General features: G+C 35.5%; 16 protein-coding genes and 1 pseudogene. 4 read left to right on the top strand and 13 right to left on the bottom strand.

All coding sequences use genetic code 11. The features are described from left to right. Both CORI_RS02785 and CORI_RS02780 read right to left on the bottom strand, forming a co-directional pair. Window positions 1–204, bottom strand: a complete 204-nt coding sequence (locus CORI_RS02785; protein ID WP_173030725.1) for a heavy-metal-associated domain-containing protein — start codon at window positions 202–204, stop codon at window positions 1–3. After that, entirely contained in the window at window positions 201–755 is a 555-nt protein-coding gene (locus CORI_RS02780; protein ID WP_173030724.1) for an N-acetyltransferase, read from the bottom strand. Before CORI_RS02780 ends, CORI_RS02785 begins: the two co-directional genes overlap by 4 nt. A gap of 120 nt (window positions 756–875) precedes the next feature. Between CORI_RS02780 and CORI_RS02775 the strand changes: the two genes are divergently transcribed. From CORI_RS02775 to CORI_RS02765, 3 genes are all read left to right on the top strand, one after another. Next, the gene (locus CORI_RS02775) at window positions 876–1583 is read left to right on the top strand and encodes a YebC/PmpR family DNA-binding transcriptional regulator (RefSeq protein WP_172199815.1); all 708 of its coding nucleotides are present in this window, start codon (window positions 876–878) and stop codon (window positions 1581–1583) included. A gap of 9 nt (window positions 1584–1592) precedes the next feature. After that, window positions 1593–2087 (top strand): peptidylprolyl isomerase, encoded by a 495-nt coding sequence (locus CORI_RS02770; protein ID WP_173030723.1) that lies wholly within the window; start codon window positions 1593–1595, stop codon window positions 2085–2087. Window positions 2088–2288: 201 nt separating this feature from the next. Continuing rightward, a complete protein-coding gene (locus tag CORI_RS02765) occupies window positions 2289–3632 on the top strand; it encodes a cation:dicarboxylase symporter family transporter (RefSeq protein WP_173030722.1) in 1344 nt (447 codons plus the stop codon). A gap of 81 nt (window positions 3633–3713) precedes the next feature. Here CORI_RS02765 and CORI_RS02760 read toward each other — a convergent pair. Next, window positions 3714–4961 (bottom strand): annotated as a pseudogene (locus CORI_RS02760) (dicarboxylate/amino acid:cation symporter). A gap of 468 nt (window positions 4962–5429) precedes the next feature. Here CORI_RS02760 and pepT point away from each other — a divergent pair. After that, window positions 5430–6662 (top strand): peptidase T, encoded by a 1233-nt coding sequence (gene pepT, locus CORI_RS02755; RefSeq protein ID WP_173030721.1) that lies wholly within the window; start codon window positions 5430–5432, stop codon window positions 6660–6662. 191 nt (window positions 6663–6853) lie between these two features. Here pepT and CORI_RS10670 read toward each other — a convergent pair whose 3' ends face one another. The 10 genes from CORI_RS10670 to CORI_RS02705 form a co-directional block, all read right to left on the bottom strand. Beyond that, window positions 6854–7072, bottom strand: coding sequence for a hypothetical protein (locus tag CORI_RS10670; protein WP_254064947.1), 219 nt, complete (start codon window positions 7070–7072; stop codon window positions 6854–6856). 341 nt (window positions 7073–7413) lie between these two features. Then, on the bottom strand, window positions 7414–8757 hold the full coding sequence (gene dcuC, locus CORI_RS02745; RefSeq protein WP_173030720.1) for a C4-dicarboxylate transporter DcuC: 1344 nt from the start codon (window positions 8755–8757) through the stop codon (window positions 7414–7416). An 89-nt stretch (window positions 8758–8846) separates the two neighbouring features. Continuing rightward, window positions 8847–9551, bottom strand: a complete 705-nt coding sequence (gene pepE / locus CORI_RS02740; protein ID WP_173030719.1) for a dipeptidase PepE — start codon at window positions 9549–9551, stop codon at window positions 8847–8849. 210 nt (window positions 9552–9761) lie between these two features. Beyond that, the gene (locus CORI_RS02735) at window positions 9762–10952 is read right to left on the bottom strand and encodes a DUF4857 domain-containing protein (protein ID WP_173030718.1); all 1191 of its coding nucleotides are present in this window, start codon (window positions 10950–10952) and stop codon (window positions 9762–9764) included. Beyond that, window positions 10949–11629: a hypothetical protein gene (locus CORI_RS02730; RefSeq protein ID WP_173030717.1), complete on the bottom strand. Its 681-nt coding sequence runs from the start codon at window positions 11627–11629 to the stop codon at window positions 10949–10951. The genes CORI_RS02735 and CORI_RS02730 overlap by 4 nt, the downstream gene beginning before the upstream one ends. Further along, a complete protein-coding gene (locus CORI_RS02725) occupies window positions 11629–12471 on the bottom strand; it encodes an ATP-binding cassette domain-containing protein (RefSeq protein WP_173030716.1) in 843 nt (280 codons plus the stop codon). Before CORI_RS02725 ends, CORI_RS02730 begins: the two co-directional genes overlap by 1 nt. Then, a complete protein-coding gene (locus CORI_RS02720) occupies window positions 12468–13352 on the bottom strand; it encodes an energy transducer TonB (RefSeq protein WP_173030715.1) in 885 nt (294 codons plus the stop codon). The genes CORI_RS02725 and CORI_RS02720 overlap by 4 nt, the downstream gene beginning before the upstream one ends. After that, window positions 13349–13732 carry a biopolymer transporter ExbD gene (locus CORI_RS02715; RefSeq protein ID WP_173030714.1) on the bottom strand — a complete coding sequence of 128 codons (384 nt, stop codon included), beginning with the start codon at window positions 13730–13732 and terminating at the stop codon, window positions 13349–13351. Before CORI_RS02715 ends, CORI_RS02720 begins: the two co-directional genes overlap by 4 nt. Then, entirely contained in the window at window positions 13729–14160 is a 432-nt protein-coding gene (exbB, locus tag CORI_RS02710) for a TonB-system energizer ExbB (RefSeq protein ID WP_173031911.1), read from the bottom strand. The genes CORI_RS02715 and exbB overlap by 4 nt, the downstream gene beginning before the upstream one ends. Window positions 14161–14165: 5 nt before the next feature. Then, window positions 14166–16727, bottom strand: a complete 2562-nt coding sequence (locus tag CORI_RS02705) for a TonB-dependent siderophore receptor (protein WP_173030713.1) — start codon at window positions 16725–16727, stop codon at window positions 14166–14168. Window positions 16728–16909: the final 182 nt, after the last annotated feature.

The following is a 16909-nucleotide window of genomic DNA, read 5'->3' as shown; positions in this document are numbered from 1 at the left end:
CTAAATTTGCTCTATCACTTCAAATCCAAGATCGTCAAGCTCGGATATAAATTTACCTACATCTTTATCGTCTAAATTTACACTAACCACTTTTGGCTCACGACTTAAATCAACTTCAATAGCTCCGAATTCATCTTCAAGCGCGCTTTTTATAGTATTTGCGCAGTTTTGACAATGCACATTGGCAACTTTAAAATGTTTCATAGAATTTCCTTTATCATGTGGTAATATTTATGCGAATTTATCGTCATTTCCTGATTGATTACAAAGCCTAGTCTCTCGTAAAATTCTCTCTCTTTTACCTTATCTTGATCTACTATCAAAGATACTTTTTCATACTCTTTGAGTTTAGCCACTTCAAATATAAATTTTATTAGCTTTCCTGCAATTCCCTGCCCGCGAAATCTCTCATCAACAGCTATACTATCGATATAAAACTCATCCTCAAGGCACTCTTTTTCTACTTTAGCGGCCGGATTAAATTTCTTAAGATGTTCTAAAATAGGAGCGTCAAGACTATTTGCATCTCCTCCGTAGTAGGCGCAAATGGCTGCGACTATATCTTTTTCGTGTTTAAAAACATAAACGTTTTTATAGCTTAATCTATTAATATCCTGAACAAAAAAAGAGGTTAGAATTTCGTTACTTTTTAACTTGTCGGTAGTTCCGCTAAGTGCAAAAGCGATATCATCCATAGCTAAATTCAGTAGTTCGATACAACGCAAAGCGTCTTGTTTGGTAGCTTGTATAATCATTTGATAATTATAGTATTTTAACTATAAATTTTAAGCTAACAGCTCGCAAAACATCTTAAATTTTAAAAAGATAATAATCTTTTTTGGCTATAATTTCCAAAATTTTTTTAAGGAAAATTTATGGGAAGAGCATTTGAATACCGAAGAGCGGCCAAAGAGGCTCGCTGGGACAAGATGAGTAAGGTATTTCCAAAACTGGCTAAGGCTATAACGGTAGCCGCTAAAGAGGGCGGAACGGATCCTGATATGAATCCTAAGCTTCGCGCAGCGATAGCAGCCGCAAAGAGCGAAAATATGCCAAAAGATAACATCGACGCGGCGATAAAAAGAGCAAACGGCAAAGATAGCGCCGATATCAAGACTATATTTTACGACGGAAAAGCCGCTCACGGAGTGCAAATAATCGTAGAATGCGCCACTGATAATCCTACCAGAACTGTTGCAAACGTCAAGGCGATATTTAGCAAAAACGGCGGAGAGGTGCTTCCAAGCGGAAGTTTAAGCTTTATGTTTACTAGAAAGAGCGTCTTTGAGCTCAATATGCCTCAAATCGAGCCTGATGAGATTGAGCTAGAACTAATTGATTTCGGACTTACCGAGCTTGAAAGCGAAGGCGATACGCTTTACATATACGGAGATTATACAAGCTTTGGCACGCTTCACGAGGGTATAGAAAAGCTTGGGCTTGAGAGCAAAAAGGCAAGCTTGCAGTACATCGCAAATTCGCCGATAAGCTTAAGTGAAGAAGAGATGCAAGAGGTAGAAAAGCTTCTTGACAAGCTTGAAGACGATGATGACGTGCAAGCCGTTTATACAAATATAGAATAAAGGAAAAAAATGAGAAATGACGAGTTAAAAATTTACGAGATCAATCAAGACGAGTTGGCAAAATTTAAATTTGCTGTTATCCATACCGAAAAAGGCGATATAAAACTTGAGCTTTTTGGCGAAGAAACGCCTCAAACGGTTATGAATTTCGCTACTTTGGCAAACGACGGATTTTATGACGGGCTAAATTTCCACCGCGTTATACCGAATTTCGTTATCCAAGGCGGCTGTCCTTACGGAACCGGCACGGGCGGTCCGGGCTGGAGGATAAAATGCGAATGCAGAGGTCAAAAGAGCAAGCATAAACGCGGAAGCCTATCTATGGCGCACGCAGGTCCTGATACGGGAGGGAGTCAGTTTTTCGTATGTCATAGCGCGCAACCTCATCTTGACGGAGTTCATACGGTTTTTGGGCAAGCGATAGACGAAGACAGTCTAAAGGTACTTGACAGTGTAAGAGGCGGCGACAAGATCGAATCTATCGAGATAAAAGAGAGTTTATAGTTTTAAATATTAAATAAAATCAAATATATTTTTAGTAAAACATTCATATAAAAACATACAAGAACTGCGCCAATCTAAACTTTTCAATGGCTTAAAAAGTAGCAGATACAGTGCAAGTCTACTTGCAATAATTTTTCTTTAATGCCTTCTTGGGTAAAATATTTTTTTAAAAATTAATCTAATAACAAAGGATTATATTTTATGCAAGATATTTCAAAAGAAACATCATCAAAAATCATATCCAAATCCCCAAAAAGTAAATTTGTAAAAATCATTACCAGTCTTGCCTTTTGGGTGGTTTTGGGCATAGCTGCAGGTATAGCAGTAGGTATGGCTTTGCCTGATATAGGTGTAGCGAGCAAACCTGGAATTGATTGGTTCATAAAGGCTTTAAAAGCGCTAATAGGACCGATTATTTTTCTTACTATAGTTTCAGGCATAATCGGGCTTGAAAGCATGAAAGAGCTTGGAAGTATAGGACTTAAAGGCTTTATATATTTTGAAATAGTAAGCACGATAGCGCTTGCGGTGGGAATTTTATTTGGGGAAGTTTTAAAGCCGGGTCATAACATGCATCTTGACTACACTACGCTAGATCCGGGAAGTGTCGAAAAATACACTCACATAGATAAAGATGTGGGCTCGGTTTGGGCCATCTTAAAAAGTGCTGTTCCAAGCGATCCTATCACTCCTTTTCTTACTTCAAACACCCTCCAAGTGCTATTTATGGCGATAGTTACGGCAGTGATCATATCGTTTTTAAAGCACGAACATAAAAAGAAAATTTTAAAGCCGCTTGAGATAGTTCAGCATTGGGTCTTAAAGCTGCTTACGATTTTAATGCTATTTAGCCCGGTGGCTGCATTTTCCGCTATGGCGTTTTTGATAGGAAAATTCGGCATAGACTCTTTACTTGGTATGCTTGAATTGCTTTTTGTAATGGCTGCCGCAAGCTTATTTTTTATATTCGGCGTTCTTGGGCTGATATGCTATCTCGTAAAGGTTAATATCTTTAAATTTATGCGCTTTATAGCCAAAGAGGTTTTAGTGGTATTTGCCACAAGCTCCAGCGAAACAGCACTTGCTCCTCTTATGCAAAAACTAGAAGCAGCAGGAATTCATCGCGGAGCCGTGGGTCTTATCATACCTACTGGATATTCGTTTAATCTTGACTGCACCAATATATATCTAAGCTTAAGCGTAATCTTCTTGGCTCAAGCGTTTGGAATTCCGCTTAGCATAGAGCATCTCATACAAATTTTAATCATCCTTATGGTTACCAGTAAGGGCGCAGTGGGAGTAACGGGCTCCGGTTTTATCGTGCTTGCAGGCACCCTAGCCGCCCTTCCAAGCGCAGGAATTCCCGTAGTTACCGTAGCGGTATTGTTAGGGGTTGATAAATTCATGTCTGAAATGCGTGCAGTAGGAAATCTTTGCGGAAATGCCGTAGGATGCTTAATAATCTCAATATGGGATAAAAAAGTGGATATGGAAAAATTTAATTACGCTCTTAATCATCCCGAAGAGTTTAATTTCCATGCGTAAATTTATACAAAAGAAAGTTTATTACTAAAGACAAAAGCTAACAAATTCAAAGAGAGTTTTTGCTCTCTTTGAATTTAAATTTTACTCCCAAAGCTTTTCATCAAGCTCTTTTTCACTTTTTGCGACAAATATCGCTCCCATCATATCGCCAACGACGTTCATAGATGTTCTTCCCATGTCAAGCACGGCATCAATCCCCAAAATCATACCGTAGGCTATGGCTATAACGCTTCCGGCTTCTACTTTTAACCCGACGGACTCAAGAACCATAAGAAGCATTATGGCTCCGGCACCCGGCACTCCGGCCGTTCCTATGGAAGATAGAACCGCCGTGATAACTACGGTTAGCTGCTGAGAGAAATCAAGCGGCATACCCACGACATTAGCTACAAATATCGCACAAACGCCAAGATAGATAGTCGTTCCGTCCATATTTATGGTTGCGCCCACGGGCAAAGTAAATCCGTACACACCTCTTGGCACACCCATATCCTTTTCAGCCGTCTCCATAGAAATAGGCAAAGTAGCACCTGAAGATCTAGTAACAAACGCGGTAATCATCGGCGGGCGGACTTTGGATAAAAATTTAATAGGGCTAAGCCTAATAAAAATACAAATGACACAATAAACAAGCAAAATTTGCAAAATTAATCCGACATAAACACTTACCGTAACATTTATAAGCGGCCCAAACGCCTCGGCTCCGCTCTTTGAAAATACGATAAAAATAAGCGCAAAAACACCTATAGGAGCATATTGCATAACCCAATGAACCACTTTAAACATTATGCTATTCATGCCCTCAAAAAACGAAAATACGATTTTAGCCGAATTTCTAACCTGCTCATTTTCGCTATCAAGACTAAACGCAAGCGCAATCCCAAAAAATAGACAAAAAACATATAGTAGGTAAAACCTCTCCCTTGGCTATAACCTCAAAAGGATTTGTCGGAATGATATTTAGAGCAATATATCCACAAGCCCAGGAGCTTTAGCCTCCTTGCCTGCGCTTGCTACGTTTGTAGCTAGCTCTAGACCTACACCCGGCTGAAGGATGGAACCAACGGCAAGTCCTATGACAATGGCACAGAGCGAAGTAAACATGTAAAAAACAATGATTTTTACGCCTACCTTGTCAAGATGAGAAGGAGATATCGAGCTAGCTCCAACGATCAGCGTACAGACTATGACAGGCAAAACTATCATCTTAAGTAGCCTGATAAACAGATCTCCAAATGGCTTTAATATCTCTATCGCACCGCCTGCGTTTTGAAAAATCATACCAAATATCGCACCTAAAACAAGTCCAATAAGAATACGTAAAAGCAAATTACTTTTAAAATAAAAGTCTAAAATACTTTTTTATCAGGCATACTCTCTCCTTATTTTCATTTGATCAAATTTTATTTTATCTTTGTTTTTTTAATCGTAAAAAAGACAAATGCGACATAAATAAATTTAAAAATTTATAGCAATTTCGTATCAAAGCGTTACATGAAGCATTAAATTTAAGCCTAAATTTATATAATCTTACTACTCTACTTAGAGAATTTTCCGCCTAAAATTTGCTGACTAAATTTGAATTTAGCCCCTAAAATACTATCTTTTCTCTTAAATTTATTACAGTTAAAATATAAAAATTCCTTAAAAATTTAATAATGGGCATTAAATTTCACAAACGCCTCATAACCATAAATAGATATTTTAAAGTTTGGCTATCCTTAAATTTACTAAATACTTTTTAATTTTTATTGCACTATAATTTTATGATCAAATTACCAATTCTAGGAGGCTTAAATGGATATAGTAGATAGGTTTTTACGATACACCAAAATCAACACTACGACAAATAGAGAAGCGGGTGCCGCCGGCATCATGCCTTCAAATCCCGTAGAAATGGAGCTTGCAAAGCTTCTTGAAAGCGAGCTAAAAGAGCTTGGATTAAGCAATATCAAAAGACGCGAAAATTCGATAACAACTGCGATTTTACCGTCAAATTCAAGTAAAAAAATTCCTTCGGTTGCGTTTTTTGCCCACCTTGACACAAGCGCGGAGCAAACAAACGATACAAAAGCTCAAATAATCACCTACAAAGGCGGAGATATAACGCTAAACAAAGAGTTAAATATCGTCATGAAAGAGAGCGAATTCCCCGAGCTTAAAAACTATGTAGATGACGATATAATCGTAACGGACGGAACAAGCCTGCTTGGAGCCGATGATAAAGCGGCGATCGCAAGCATAATGAATGCGGTAAAATATTTCGTAGATAATCCAAGCGTAGAGCATGGCGATATCATCGTAGGATTTTTACCTGATGAAGAGCAAGGGCTAAGAGGCGCAAAAGCGCTTGTCGCAAGCGAGATAAATGCCGATTTTGGTTATTGTCTAGACTGCTGCGGTATAGGCGAATTTATCTATGAAAACTGGAATGCAGGAGACGCTATAGTAACATTTACTGGACAATCGGCTCACCCGATGAACGCTAAAGGTAAGCTTATAAATTCGCTTTTAATGGCGCATAAATTTATATCCATGCTACCCGGCGGCGAAGCTCCCGAATACACCGAAAATCGCGAAGGATACTATTGGGTAAAAGAGCTTAGCGGAAACAGCGCAAAGACTATCTTAAAGCTTGACATAAGAGAATTTAACGAGAAGAAATACAAAGAGCGTATGCAATTTTTACAAGATTTAACAGACGCATGCGCTAAATTATGGGGTGAAAACAGAGTAACTATAAAGCTTGCCGACAGATACAAAAACGTCTTTAACTACCTAAAAGACGGCGAAAATAGCCTACCTATACAAGCCGCAAAAGAGGCTTACAAAAATTTAGGAATAGAGCCTAAAGTCATACCTATGAGAGGTGGCTATGACGGAGCGGTAATCTCAGAAAAAGGCATTCCTTGTCCGAATTTATTTACCGGAGCTCATAATTTCCACTCGATTTATGAATATCTACCTGTAAAATCATTGCGCGCTTCAAGTGACGTGGTTAAAGAGATAATCAAAATTTTAGCCAAATAATTTACAAATTCCCGCTATAAATTTGCGGGAATTTCTTCTTTAAATTTAAGCAAAAATCAACTTAGCGGCTAGAAGTAGCATGATAATACCTACTACGATTTCTAAAATTTTCTACGCTACGGCTTTTTGAAATATAGGAGCAAGAAGCCTTGAAGCATATCCCAAAGAAAAGAAAAACACAAAAGAAGCGCTCATGGCTCCAAGCCAAATACATAAACATCGGCACCAAATTTAGTAGAAACCGACCCTATCAAGATGACCGTATCAAGATAGACATGCGGATTTAACCAGGTAAATGCAAATGTAAAAAGAGCGGTTTTAACCAAGGATGGCATAGCAAGATCTTTTATGATTAGCGCATGGTTCATAGTGTAAGCCGCATAAAAGCTTTTTATCGAGTAAAACAGCAAAATGCTACTCTGCCGTATCTGGCTATGTATTTAAGATAGCTAAATTTATATACTATATGCCCAAATCACATAACTCCTGCAAAGATCAAAACAGCATCCAAAACGGAGCAAATGATACAGACTAAAAACACGTATTGCTTTTAAATGCCTTGATCTAGCACAAAAACGTTTTAAGCTCTGGTAAGCCAGAACCAGCGACAATCCTATGGCAAATCCCGATATAAAAGCGTCCATAAATAAATTAGTTAAAATTTCTTGCATGTATTGATATGTAAATTTGACCAGAGCGAGAAATTAAAAAATTTATAAAGCAAAGGTCGCGAGATGCGACCTTTTGAATGCTAAATCATAAAAAACGCTATTATACAAACAGCTACGGCCATAGCAGGAGCCGTTCTTTTTGCAATTTCAACAGGACTTACCATGGCAAGACCGGCACAAACTATAGCAGCACCGGCTATAGGAGATGACGAACGACCAAGAGCGCCTGCGATAGCAGCAGCCATACCTAATTTGGTTTGCTCAAATCCAAGATCTTGTGCATGCACTGTTATAGCGCCGTTAAACGCCATAGTAGCAGCATCTCCCGATCCCGTAACTACCGCCATAAGATAAGGTATGAACGTTCCGCCCAGTCTTACGAACTCTTCTGAGTGTTTTAAAACCTCGGTTATAGCATCTATCGCCCCACAAGCTCTAAGACCTGCGACGAAAACGCCCGCAGCTATGATGATACCGATAACTTCGGCATATGCACTTCCCATACCCTTGAAGAACTCGGTTGTGATCTTTTCAGGGCTTGTCCAAGTAACAAATACCGCCAAAATCGCACCAAGAAGCATCGCCTCGGCAACACCCATCTTAGTCCAAGTTAAAAATGAAATTTTATGAAGCATCGCCTCGGCAACACCCATCTTAGTCCAAGTTAAAAATGAAATTTTATGCAGATCGGTTCCGCCGATGATCAAGATGACAAGCGGCACTAAAGGCATAAGAGCGTATAGCAAATTTACTTTGATAGGCTCTGCGGCTGCACCGTCGTTTGCTTTATGTGAAAAATCTTGACCCTTTTGGTAGTCTTTAAAGAGCAGTGCGGTTATGCTTAATATAACTAAAACTACTATAAATGCCGCCATTGCATTTGGAAACTGAACCTTAATAACATCAGGAATGGTTACCTTAGCCATCTCTGAAACATATGCGTTGTGAGCCGAACCAGGGCTCAAAACACCGCCGAAAGTTCCTGCAAATACCGCAGCTCCCGCCATCGCAGGACGAACACCTGAGGCCATAAGAAGAGGTATCATCGTAGCGCCAACCGCAGCAGAACAACCGGCCGCAGAAGGGATGGCAATATTAACGAAAAACGTAATAACAAAAGTAATAGGAACAAGCAAAAAGCCTATGTTTTTCATAGGTTTTGTAAGTAACACTACAAGATGCTGATCACACTTAGTAACCTTCATAACGTAAGCAAAACCCATACTGGCACAAATAGCCTTAATGAGTCCTGCCGAAGTCATCGACTTGGTAAATTGTGCAAGCGCATCAAGCGGCGTCAAACAAATAACACAAAGAGTAAGACCTACACCGATCAAAACGGTTTTAGTCTCTCGCTTTTTAATAAGCAGATAAACAACTGCAACTAGACCTAAAACGGCGCATATTAGCTTAAAAGTAGCCATATTCAACCTTTCTTGTAAATTTTGTCTTTTTGTATTTATCTATTGTTTGATTATATTCACCATAAATTTAAATAAAAATTAAAATCTATTTAAAATGTAAAACTATTTCCCACTGCGATACTTTCTGTATCTTTTTTATACATCATCTTTAAGACGGCATCATTTCCCATAACGGTTGCACTATTACCGGCTATCTTAAGCGCAACACCTTCAGGAAGAGCATATATGGTGCTTTGCTGGTTTACGATCAAAAATTCCTCCAATCTCTCTTCTCTGCTTTCACCGTTATGTCCCGCGATTTTGCCGCTTATGAAGTGAGGATTTATCTGATGAGGGAACAAATTTAGTGCGTCAAATAGCTTTGGCATGATGATAGGCATATCATTTGTTGTCATTATCGTGCTTCCCGCCACATTTGCGCCTGCAGACCAGCCAAAGTAAGGCACGCCTGCCTCAACTCTTTCTCTTATCACATCAACTAGGTTAAATTTATAAAGATAGTGAAGCAAAACAAAGGTATTTCCTCCGCCTATAGATATCACTTTAGCATCTTTTACGGCTTGTTTTAGATCGCTAAATTTGTGGATTGATTTTACTTTTTTGTTTTGCAAGCAGTCTTGAACCTTTAGCTCATATTCATCGTTTGTGCGCCTTACTCCCGCATAAGGGATAAAAAGTATCTCCTCATCGGCTACTCCACACTCTTGCAAAAACTCATTTATCCAAGGTCTGCAGTGATTTAAGTATCCTGTATCCTTGTAACTTGAACTGCTTAAAAGCAAAGCTTTTTTCATAGTATTCCCCTAAAAGTTAATTTTCTAGAACAGTATCTCAAAAAGTTTAAACATAAAAATTGATTTTAAATTTTTATGTTTATTAAAGTAACAATATAAAAATAGTGCTTAATATGAAGTTAAAATAGATCAATTTATTAAACACCTATTTAGTAAATTGATACATATATAAATTGATTTGGCAAATATGCTTATATTTGCCAAATCAATTTAAGCCACCAAAGCTGCTATAAAGCCATAAATACCAGTGAGTAAAATCAAAAACACTCTAAAAACAGATCTGCTTCTTCTAAAACAAAACAGCATAAAAACAACAAATAGTGCAAAATTTAAGAATAGTGCAGACTTGCTAAAATCAGAAAAAGTAAATTTATAGCTATACCCATAATCTTTTTTTATAATAAAAGGAAATATAATTTCTTTAGCCTTTAGAAAACTCTCATTTTTCTTAAGCTTGTATTCAAATTTATCTAAAACATTATATTTATCGTCAAGCTTATAAGCTGTTACATTATCATCGCTTTCTATCGTTACAACTCTACTAAGAGGCTCTATAACTAGCTGAAAGTTCATATTTTTTGGATTATAACCTTGGCTCGGTAAATCTATAAGCTTATAATTATCATAACTTATTAGCTTCACTCCTTCACTATCTAAAAGTGCGGCATAGAATTCACGTCTTGGATTTTCATTTACTATGATTAGAGAAACAGAACTGTTTTTTATTCCGGTTTGTTTTACTTGAGGAGTATTATGCTCCATCTTAAGATGGTATATTTCATCTTTGCCGTCTATTATAAAAACCCCTTCATCAAAAGGTTTTTTAGTGTTTGCATTTGTATAAAATTTAATAAATGGAAATTTAAAATTGGCATCTTTTAAAGATTTTGTAAAAATAGCACTCAAGTTTTGATCTATGCTTAAGTTTTCAAGATTTACAAATTCCAATCCATCAGAATTATTTCTTATACCAAATTTATTAAATTTCAGCCTTAAGTATTTTGGCTTTGATTCAAATATAGTAAAAACAGGAATCTGTTTTTGATTAAAAACATCTGGCTTTATACTTAAATTTTGTGAATTTTCTCTTATTTTATCACTATCGGCCCACTCTTTAAACTGTTCGGGAAAAATATTTTTGGAAAGCAAATATGAATAAAATTTGAATGGCAAATTCTGCATAAAATCATCAAGGCTTATATTTTTATCACGGCCTACATAAAAAAACGGCTCTTTTTTGGCTTCATTGTAGCCTTGAACTAAAAATTCATCCAGTATTTCAGAATAATAAACTCTTACTCCATTTTTTCCATTATTAAATGCTGAATCAAATATTAAAGGCAAAAAAATAGAAAGCAAGACTACTACAATCAAAAGGTTTATATTTTTAACAATTTTCATTTTATGTACCCTTGTTTGTAATTATCAAATGCAATCACTGTTGAATTAGTAGCATAAACGGCAGATATGGCAATATATAATAGACCGAGTTCATTTTCATAAAAACTTTTAAGTGCATATATATCGGGATTTATATCATAGTATAAATACGTGCATGCACACATTACTATGAAATTGACGACTACTCTTTTTTTGCTGGGCTCTATGATGAGTCCTGCGCAAAAAAGATATAAAACAAGACCAAAAGTAAAGCTTTGAATAAGCGAAGAATTTAGTACAGATAAAATTTCATCTATATAAACTCTACCAAATGTAAGATTAAATATCAAAAATTCAATCATATAAAGAACAACTACAAACAAAAGGCCTGTAAATATTATATATGATATATTCATCCAAGTACTTCTTGGAAAATGCAAAGAAAGTCTTAATCTAGCATTTATTCTCTCTCTTAAAAATACAAAAATTGCTACTCCAAGACCGATAGTTAAATTCAAATCGGTAATATGATAAAAACTGAATCCTTTTTGAAAAAAAAAGGTTAAATTTAATCCCATGGCACCAAATTCATTAATGCCATTTTTTAACTTAAAAGCAAGATATATCAAAAAACAACAGGCTAGCAAAGCAAACAGAAAATAAACTTCTTTAAATTTATAAAACTCTTTTTTTATCATCAATATCTCCCTGTGTAACCTAAAAAAGCATCTTCAAAGCTAAGCTTTATCTCTTTTGAATTTTCAATCTCTTTGTCAAAAAAGCCAAAAATTTGTTTCTCCTCGCTAAGCTCCAAAACACTTTCGATTTTTTCTATCTTTGTTAAATCAGTTTCCCTGGGAACTGAAAAACCCTTAAATTTACTTCTAAATTCACTAAATTCTATCTCTAAAGGATCGCGATCTCTTCTGATAATAATAAGCTCATTTAAAAGACCGTCAAGATCATTTACTATATGAGTTGTCATAAGAACGCTTTTGTTGCCATTTTTTATAAAATCTTTCAAATAATCAATAAAAAGTCTTCTATATCCGGTATCAAGACCTAATGAGTAATCATCCAATATAAGCAAATCGGGATCACTTGCAAATATAAGCCCTAATACCACTTGAGATCTTTGCCCGCATGATAGAGTTGATATTTTTTGACTTTCATCTACTTCAAGCTTTTTAAACAGATCATAAAAGCGCTCTTTTTTAAATTTTTGCTTATATTCTTTTTCATAAAGAGAATACAAATCTTTTATTTTAAGATAGTCGTATGTGACGTGTCCTTCATACAAAAGACCTATTCTTGATTTTGTTTTGGCTGATAAGTTTGAGCTATCTTCTCCAAATATCAAACACTTTCCTGATGCAGGCTTAAGATTGCCCATTAGTATATTGATAGTAGTTGATTTTCCGACACCATTTTTACCAAGAAGTCCCACCACTCCTCCTTGTTTAACGCTAAAACTTAAATTTTCATAAATTTTCTTTTTGCCAAAATATTGAGTCAAATTTTGGCACTCTATAACATTCATAAATCTCCTTTTATTTGCTCGATATCAAAAACTATAGGGACTTTGATACTGAGTCCTACGGCATCCTTAGGTAAAGATTTTTTAGCCAAATTTACTATATGCACAGCATGATTATCAAGGATTTTACTACCGCTACTTTGAACTACGTTTATATACTCAAAGCTGCCATTATCCAAAAGCTTAAATTCAACCACTACCCTACCTTCTATTTGTCTCACCAGAGCTTTTTTCGGGTATGTCATATGTTTTTTAAGTGCCGCATAAATTTCGCCTATTAAATTTGATCCCCCGTCTTGAACTGCAGTAGCGCTTCCGCTACTTTTATTTCCTCCTATTATGTTTGCATCATTGCTAGCTTGCATGTTCGAGCCGGCATTAGCCGCTTCCAATGCTTTTTTAGTGATATCCTCTATAATCTTTTCATGTTTTATACAATGCTCGCACACATGCTCTTGCTTAACCTCTTTCTTTATAGGCTCATGTACAATTTTTTTAGGTTTTTTTACTACTTTTTTCTTTTTTGGCTTAGGTTTTTCAGGTTTTGCAAACTGTTCTTTATCAAATTCTTTAGCAATAGGCTCTATCTTATCTGGCATTTCAGGCATTTCAACTTCTGTATGTTCAATAATCTCTTGCACGGGAGGGACTAATTCTTCACTGAAATTTGAAATTTCACTTGTTTTTGAAGCTGCTTCTTGATTAGTATTTTTATCTGCAATCTGGGTAAATTCTATACCAAAAGCTACTTTCTCATCTTTATTTTGAGATATGTTTGTATCTTCGTCATTAAAATTACTATATACAACAAAACCTATTGCGGTAGCATGTATACAAAATGAGGCTAAAAGTGAAAAAAATAAATTTAACCTGTTCTTCGTCATTTTTTAACTTCAGTCATAATTAAAAAATTTGCGAGCCCAAGCTCTTTTAATATCTGTAAAATATCTACAAATTTACCAAATTCAGCCCGCTCATCTCCTTTAAATAGTATAAATTTGTCTTTTGGAAGCTGTTGCAAAAGCTCTTTTAATTTGTCTATATCAACAGTCTCTTCGTTAAATAAAATTTGATTATCTATATTCAATAAAATCTCAGCTCTATCTTCAGGAAATTCTTTGCTACCTAATGCGTCCTTAGGTAAATTTACTTCTATTTTTCCATACTCTATAAAGCTTGCTGCGCATAAAACTATCACTAAAAGCACAAGCATAACGTCTATCAAAGGAACAACGTTTAACTTAAAATCCTCCTGCAATTTCATTGATATATGCCGTGCAAGCTTTTAAATTCGTTTATTTTCTTTTGAGCAGATCTTAAAGCGAAACTATATATCGCAAGGCTTGGTATAGCCACGCATAGGCCAAGCGCTGTTGCCTTAAGCGCCAAAGATAAACCCGTCATAATAGTTGATGTTTCAAAGTTTCCACTTTGACCCATATCGTAAAAAGTTATTATTATGCCTATAACAGTTCCAAGAAGTCCAACATAAGGGGCATTTGAGCCAATTACTCCTATGCAAGTTAAATTTCTAGTCGCATCCGTTTCAAGAGAATTTAAATCCTTGTAATTCTCGTATTTAAACCTAATAAAAAATATAGCCCGTTCTATCCCAAGAGCCAAAGCTATAAAGCTCATGACTCCTAAAACGGAAAATATTATATGATCAACATATTGAGTTAAAAATTGCATTATTCCTACCATCTGTATCCTAACTCAAGCCAAAATTGACGTCCTGTCTGATATGTAACGACATCAGAAAAAGACCTTTGAGAAAACACAAACTTATTTTCAGATGCCACAGCATTTTTTCTATTTAGGACATTTAATATATCTATATTTGCAAAAAATTCAGACTTCTTGGGCAAATTCCAATTGAACCCGAATCTAGTATCCCAAACAAAAGATTTTTTAAGTCTCTTAGTTTCAAAAACTTCTATTTTTTCTCCTTGATAAATTTCAGTTCCTATTCGTTTTATGTCTTTTCGTCCATTTTCTAATATAAACATATTTCCCCATTTCATATTTAGCTGAGGAATAGATGAAATAGTAGAAAATCTTAATGTCCAATTTTTGTTATAGTCTTCTTGCGGACGCTCTGAAGATTTCATATATTTACCGTCAAGCTTTATATTGGGATCTAAACTTGTATCATCATCATAAGTTGAAAAATTTGACTTTTTATCCGTATAGTTAAATCCCAATTCGAATTTATGTTTAGTTCCCTCAAGCTCATAAGCATTTACATTCCTAATAGAAAATGTATATATATCACTTTTGCTTATACCGTTATTTGTATACACCATTGAATCTGTTTTATATTTACTTCCATCAGGACTGATGCCCTCTACACTTGCTTTACGCTGCGTAACCTGATCTTTGCCGTCTCTTTTTACATACTTTAAGACTAGATCAAAATTTCCAATTTCTTGATTGATGCCAATCGCAAGCTCATCATCATAAGGAATTTTAAGTTCTCTAAAAATATATTCACTCTTTTGATTTCTTGAGTTCCATGCAGTATCTTCCACCCACTCACTATAGTTTTTAGGATCTCTTCTCTTCCATCTTGATCTAAGCTTTTGTTTACCGTCTTTTAAAGCATAAGCAAAAGAATTTCTACCATAATATCTATTGAGTCCAAAATTTATCTTAGTGCTACTATCACCAAAAAGATCATAGGTTGAACTGAATCTAGGAGCAAGAGTGTCTTTGTTCATATAATCATCACTGTCAAACCTAAGCCCCGGTCTAAGAATTAAATTTCCAAGTCTCATCTCATCCTCAAACCAAAGAGCAAATTGATTTATTTTTGCATCAATTTTTCCTTTGCTATATTTCTCCCATATAGTTGCATAGTGGTTTACTCCACCGTTTCCCGCATCCATAGAGCACCATGGATCATTTGGTGAGCATGCTTCGCCTGGTTTTAAATTTCTAGTAGCGGTTACAGTATAAAAGCCATTTGGAATTTTATATGAGCCTTTAGAATATCTATAGTCAAATCCTGTGGCAAAATTATGCTCAATATTTAAAAAATCAATCGGTTCAAATTCTAAAGTTGCAGCATAAGAAAAACTCTCTTGTTCTTGATTTATATCTCCATACCCTCCTTCAAAGCTAGCTCGTGACCCCCAAGGACGTTTGTTGCTTGGTTGCCATTGAATCCAATACTCTTTTTCCGAATCTCTTGAGCTTTCAAGCTTGGAATATCCAAAAATTTGCTTAAAATTTAGCAGATCAAAATCATAATTTAAATCAACTGAAGCAGTAAGTCCTCCTGATTTCATAGTCTGCTTACTATCTTTTGTAGTATCATTAAAGTATATTCCACTATTTGGAGCGTATATAATAGTAGGAGTTATAGTTAGGCGATCGGTAGCAAACCAATTGGCTTTCAAAAAGAAATTCTCATTTTTACGCCTTTGAATTCTCTCTTGCTCATAAGAGTCTTTTTTGTCGCTTACAAATCTTTTATCATAACCTACAAGAGGAATTTTAGATCTAGTTTGCGAGTAGTTAAACAATAGACCAAAATCATCAGTTAAATAACCCTCAAGTTCTAGGATTTGCTTCCATTTAGTAAATTTTGGCTGGCTTGTATGACTATAGGAATTTTTGAATTCTTCCTGCTCAATATCATCTATGTAAAATTTTGTCCATTTATCGCTAGAATAAGACGTGCTTAACTTTCCATGAAATCCTTTTCTCGGATTTCTGGTTTTAGCTTCTATAACACCACCCTGAAACCCGCCATACCTTGAACTAATAGAGCTATCATAGACATTTAAAGTATCTACAAGTCCCGCATCAAGATTAATACCTTGAGAGATAGAGCCAAGATCGGGGAAAATTTTACCGGGGATATTAACTTGCTCTGAAACTCTAGCTGACGGGTTTAAATCATTATTTATATTAAGCCCGTCTATCATAAAGTTGTTTTGGTAAAACTTAGCTCCGTTTATACTTATATCCTGAGGATCAATTTCACCCGAATTTTTAGATGTAATTTGAATGTTTGAAAATTGAACACTAGGATTTGTTTTTAGTATATCAGTCAAGCCACGATTTAATGAAGGTATACTGCTTATAGTTTCTTTTGACACACTTGTACTACCAAGATATTTACCTTGCTTAGTTACAGATTCAACACCAGACAAATTAGCTGTGACATTTAAATCTCTAAGCTCAACATCTTTTGCATAACTACAAATAGCTATTGCAGTTATAGAGCTTAGCATTAAAAATTTGTTCTTCAAGAGCTCTCCTTTATAAAATTATAATTATTTAAATTTGAAATTTTTAGATTTAGTAAAACTGTCAATACTATCTGAGTAATCCCCGTAGCAAAGAAAAAATAGAAAAAATCTAAAAATTTATTATCATTTGCAAGCAACAAACCAATAAAAAATACAAAACAAAGACCTATGGCAAAGAAAAA

This window comes from Campylobacter sp. CCUG 57310, assembly GCF_013201975.1.
In the GTDB taxonomy this organism is placed as follows: Bacteria; Campylobacterota; Campylobacteria; order Campylobacterales; family Campylobacteraceae; genus Campylobacter_A; species Campylobacter_A canis.
Note: the sequence above shows the minus strand (reverse complement) of the source record. Positions and strands in the feature narration are given on the sequence as shown.

What these genes read in the sequence shown, in the direction of transcription:
- dcuC (WP_173030720.1), bottom strand. Translation starts at nt 8,757, where the DNA reads ATGGCTACTTTTAAGCTAATATGCGCCGTTTTAGGTCTAGTTGCAGTT.
- CORI_RS02770 (WP_173030723.1), top strand. Translation starts at nt 1,593, where the DNA reads ATGAGAAATGACGAGTTAAAAATTTACGAGATCAATCAAGACGAGTTG.
- CORI_RS02730 (WP_173030717.1), bottom strand. Translation starts at nt 11,629, where the DNA reads ATGATAAAAAAAGAGTTTTATAAATTTAAAGAAGTTTATTTTCTGTTT.
- CORI_RS02715 (WP_173030714.1), bottom strand. Translation starts at nt 13,732, where the DNA reads ATGAAATTGCAGGAGGATTTTAAGTTAAACGTTGTTCCTTTGATAGAC.
- pepE (WP_173030719.1), bottom strand. Translation starts at nt 9,551, where the DNA reads ATGAAAAAAGCTTTGCTTTTAAGCAGTTCAAGTTACAAGGATACAGGA.
- CORI_RS02780 (WP_173030724.1), bottom strand. Translation starts at nt 755, where the DNA reads ATGATTATACAAGCTACCAAACAAGACGCTTTGCGTTGTATCGAACTA.
- exbB (WP_173031911.1), bottom strand. Translation starts at nt 14,160, where the DNA reads ATGCAATTTTTAACTCAATATGTTGATCATATAATATTTTCCGTTTTA.
- pepT (WP_173030721.1), top strand. Translation starts at nt 5,430, where the DNA reads ATGGATATAGTAGATAGGTTTTTACGATACACCAAAATCAACACTACG.
- CORI_RS02765 (WP_173030722.1), top strand. Translation starts at nt 2,289, where the DNA reads ATGCAAGATATTTCAAAAGAAACATCATCAAAAATCATATCCAAATCC.
- CORI_RS02775 (WP_172199815.1), top strand. Translation starts at nt 876, where the DNA reads ATGGGAAGAGCATTTGAATACCGAAGAGCGGCCAAAGAGGCTCGCTGG.
- CORI_RS02785 (WP_173030725.1), bottom strand. Translation starts at nt 204, where the DNA reads ATGAAACATTTTAAAGTTGCCAATGTGCATTGTCAAAACTGCGCAAAT.
- CORI_RS02725 (WP_173030716.1), bottom strand. Translation starts at nt 12,471, where the DNA reads ATGAATGTTATAGAGTGCCAAAATTTGACTCAATATTTTGGCAAAAAG.
- CORI_RS02735 (WP_173030718.1), bottom strand. Translation starts at nt 10,952, where the DNA reads ATGAAAATTGTTAAAAATATAAACCTTTTGATTGTAGTAGTCTTGCTT.
- CORI_RS02720 (WP_173030715.1), bottom strand. Translation starts at nt 13,352, where the DNA reads ATGACGAAGAACAGGTTAAATTTATTTTTTTCACTTTTAGCCTCATTT.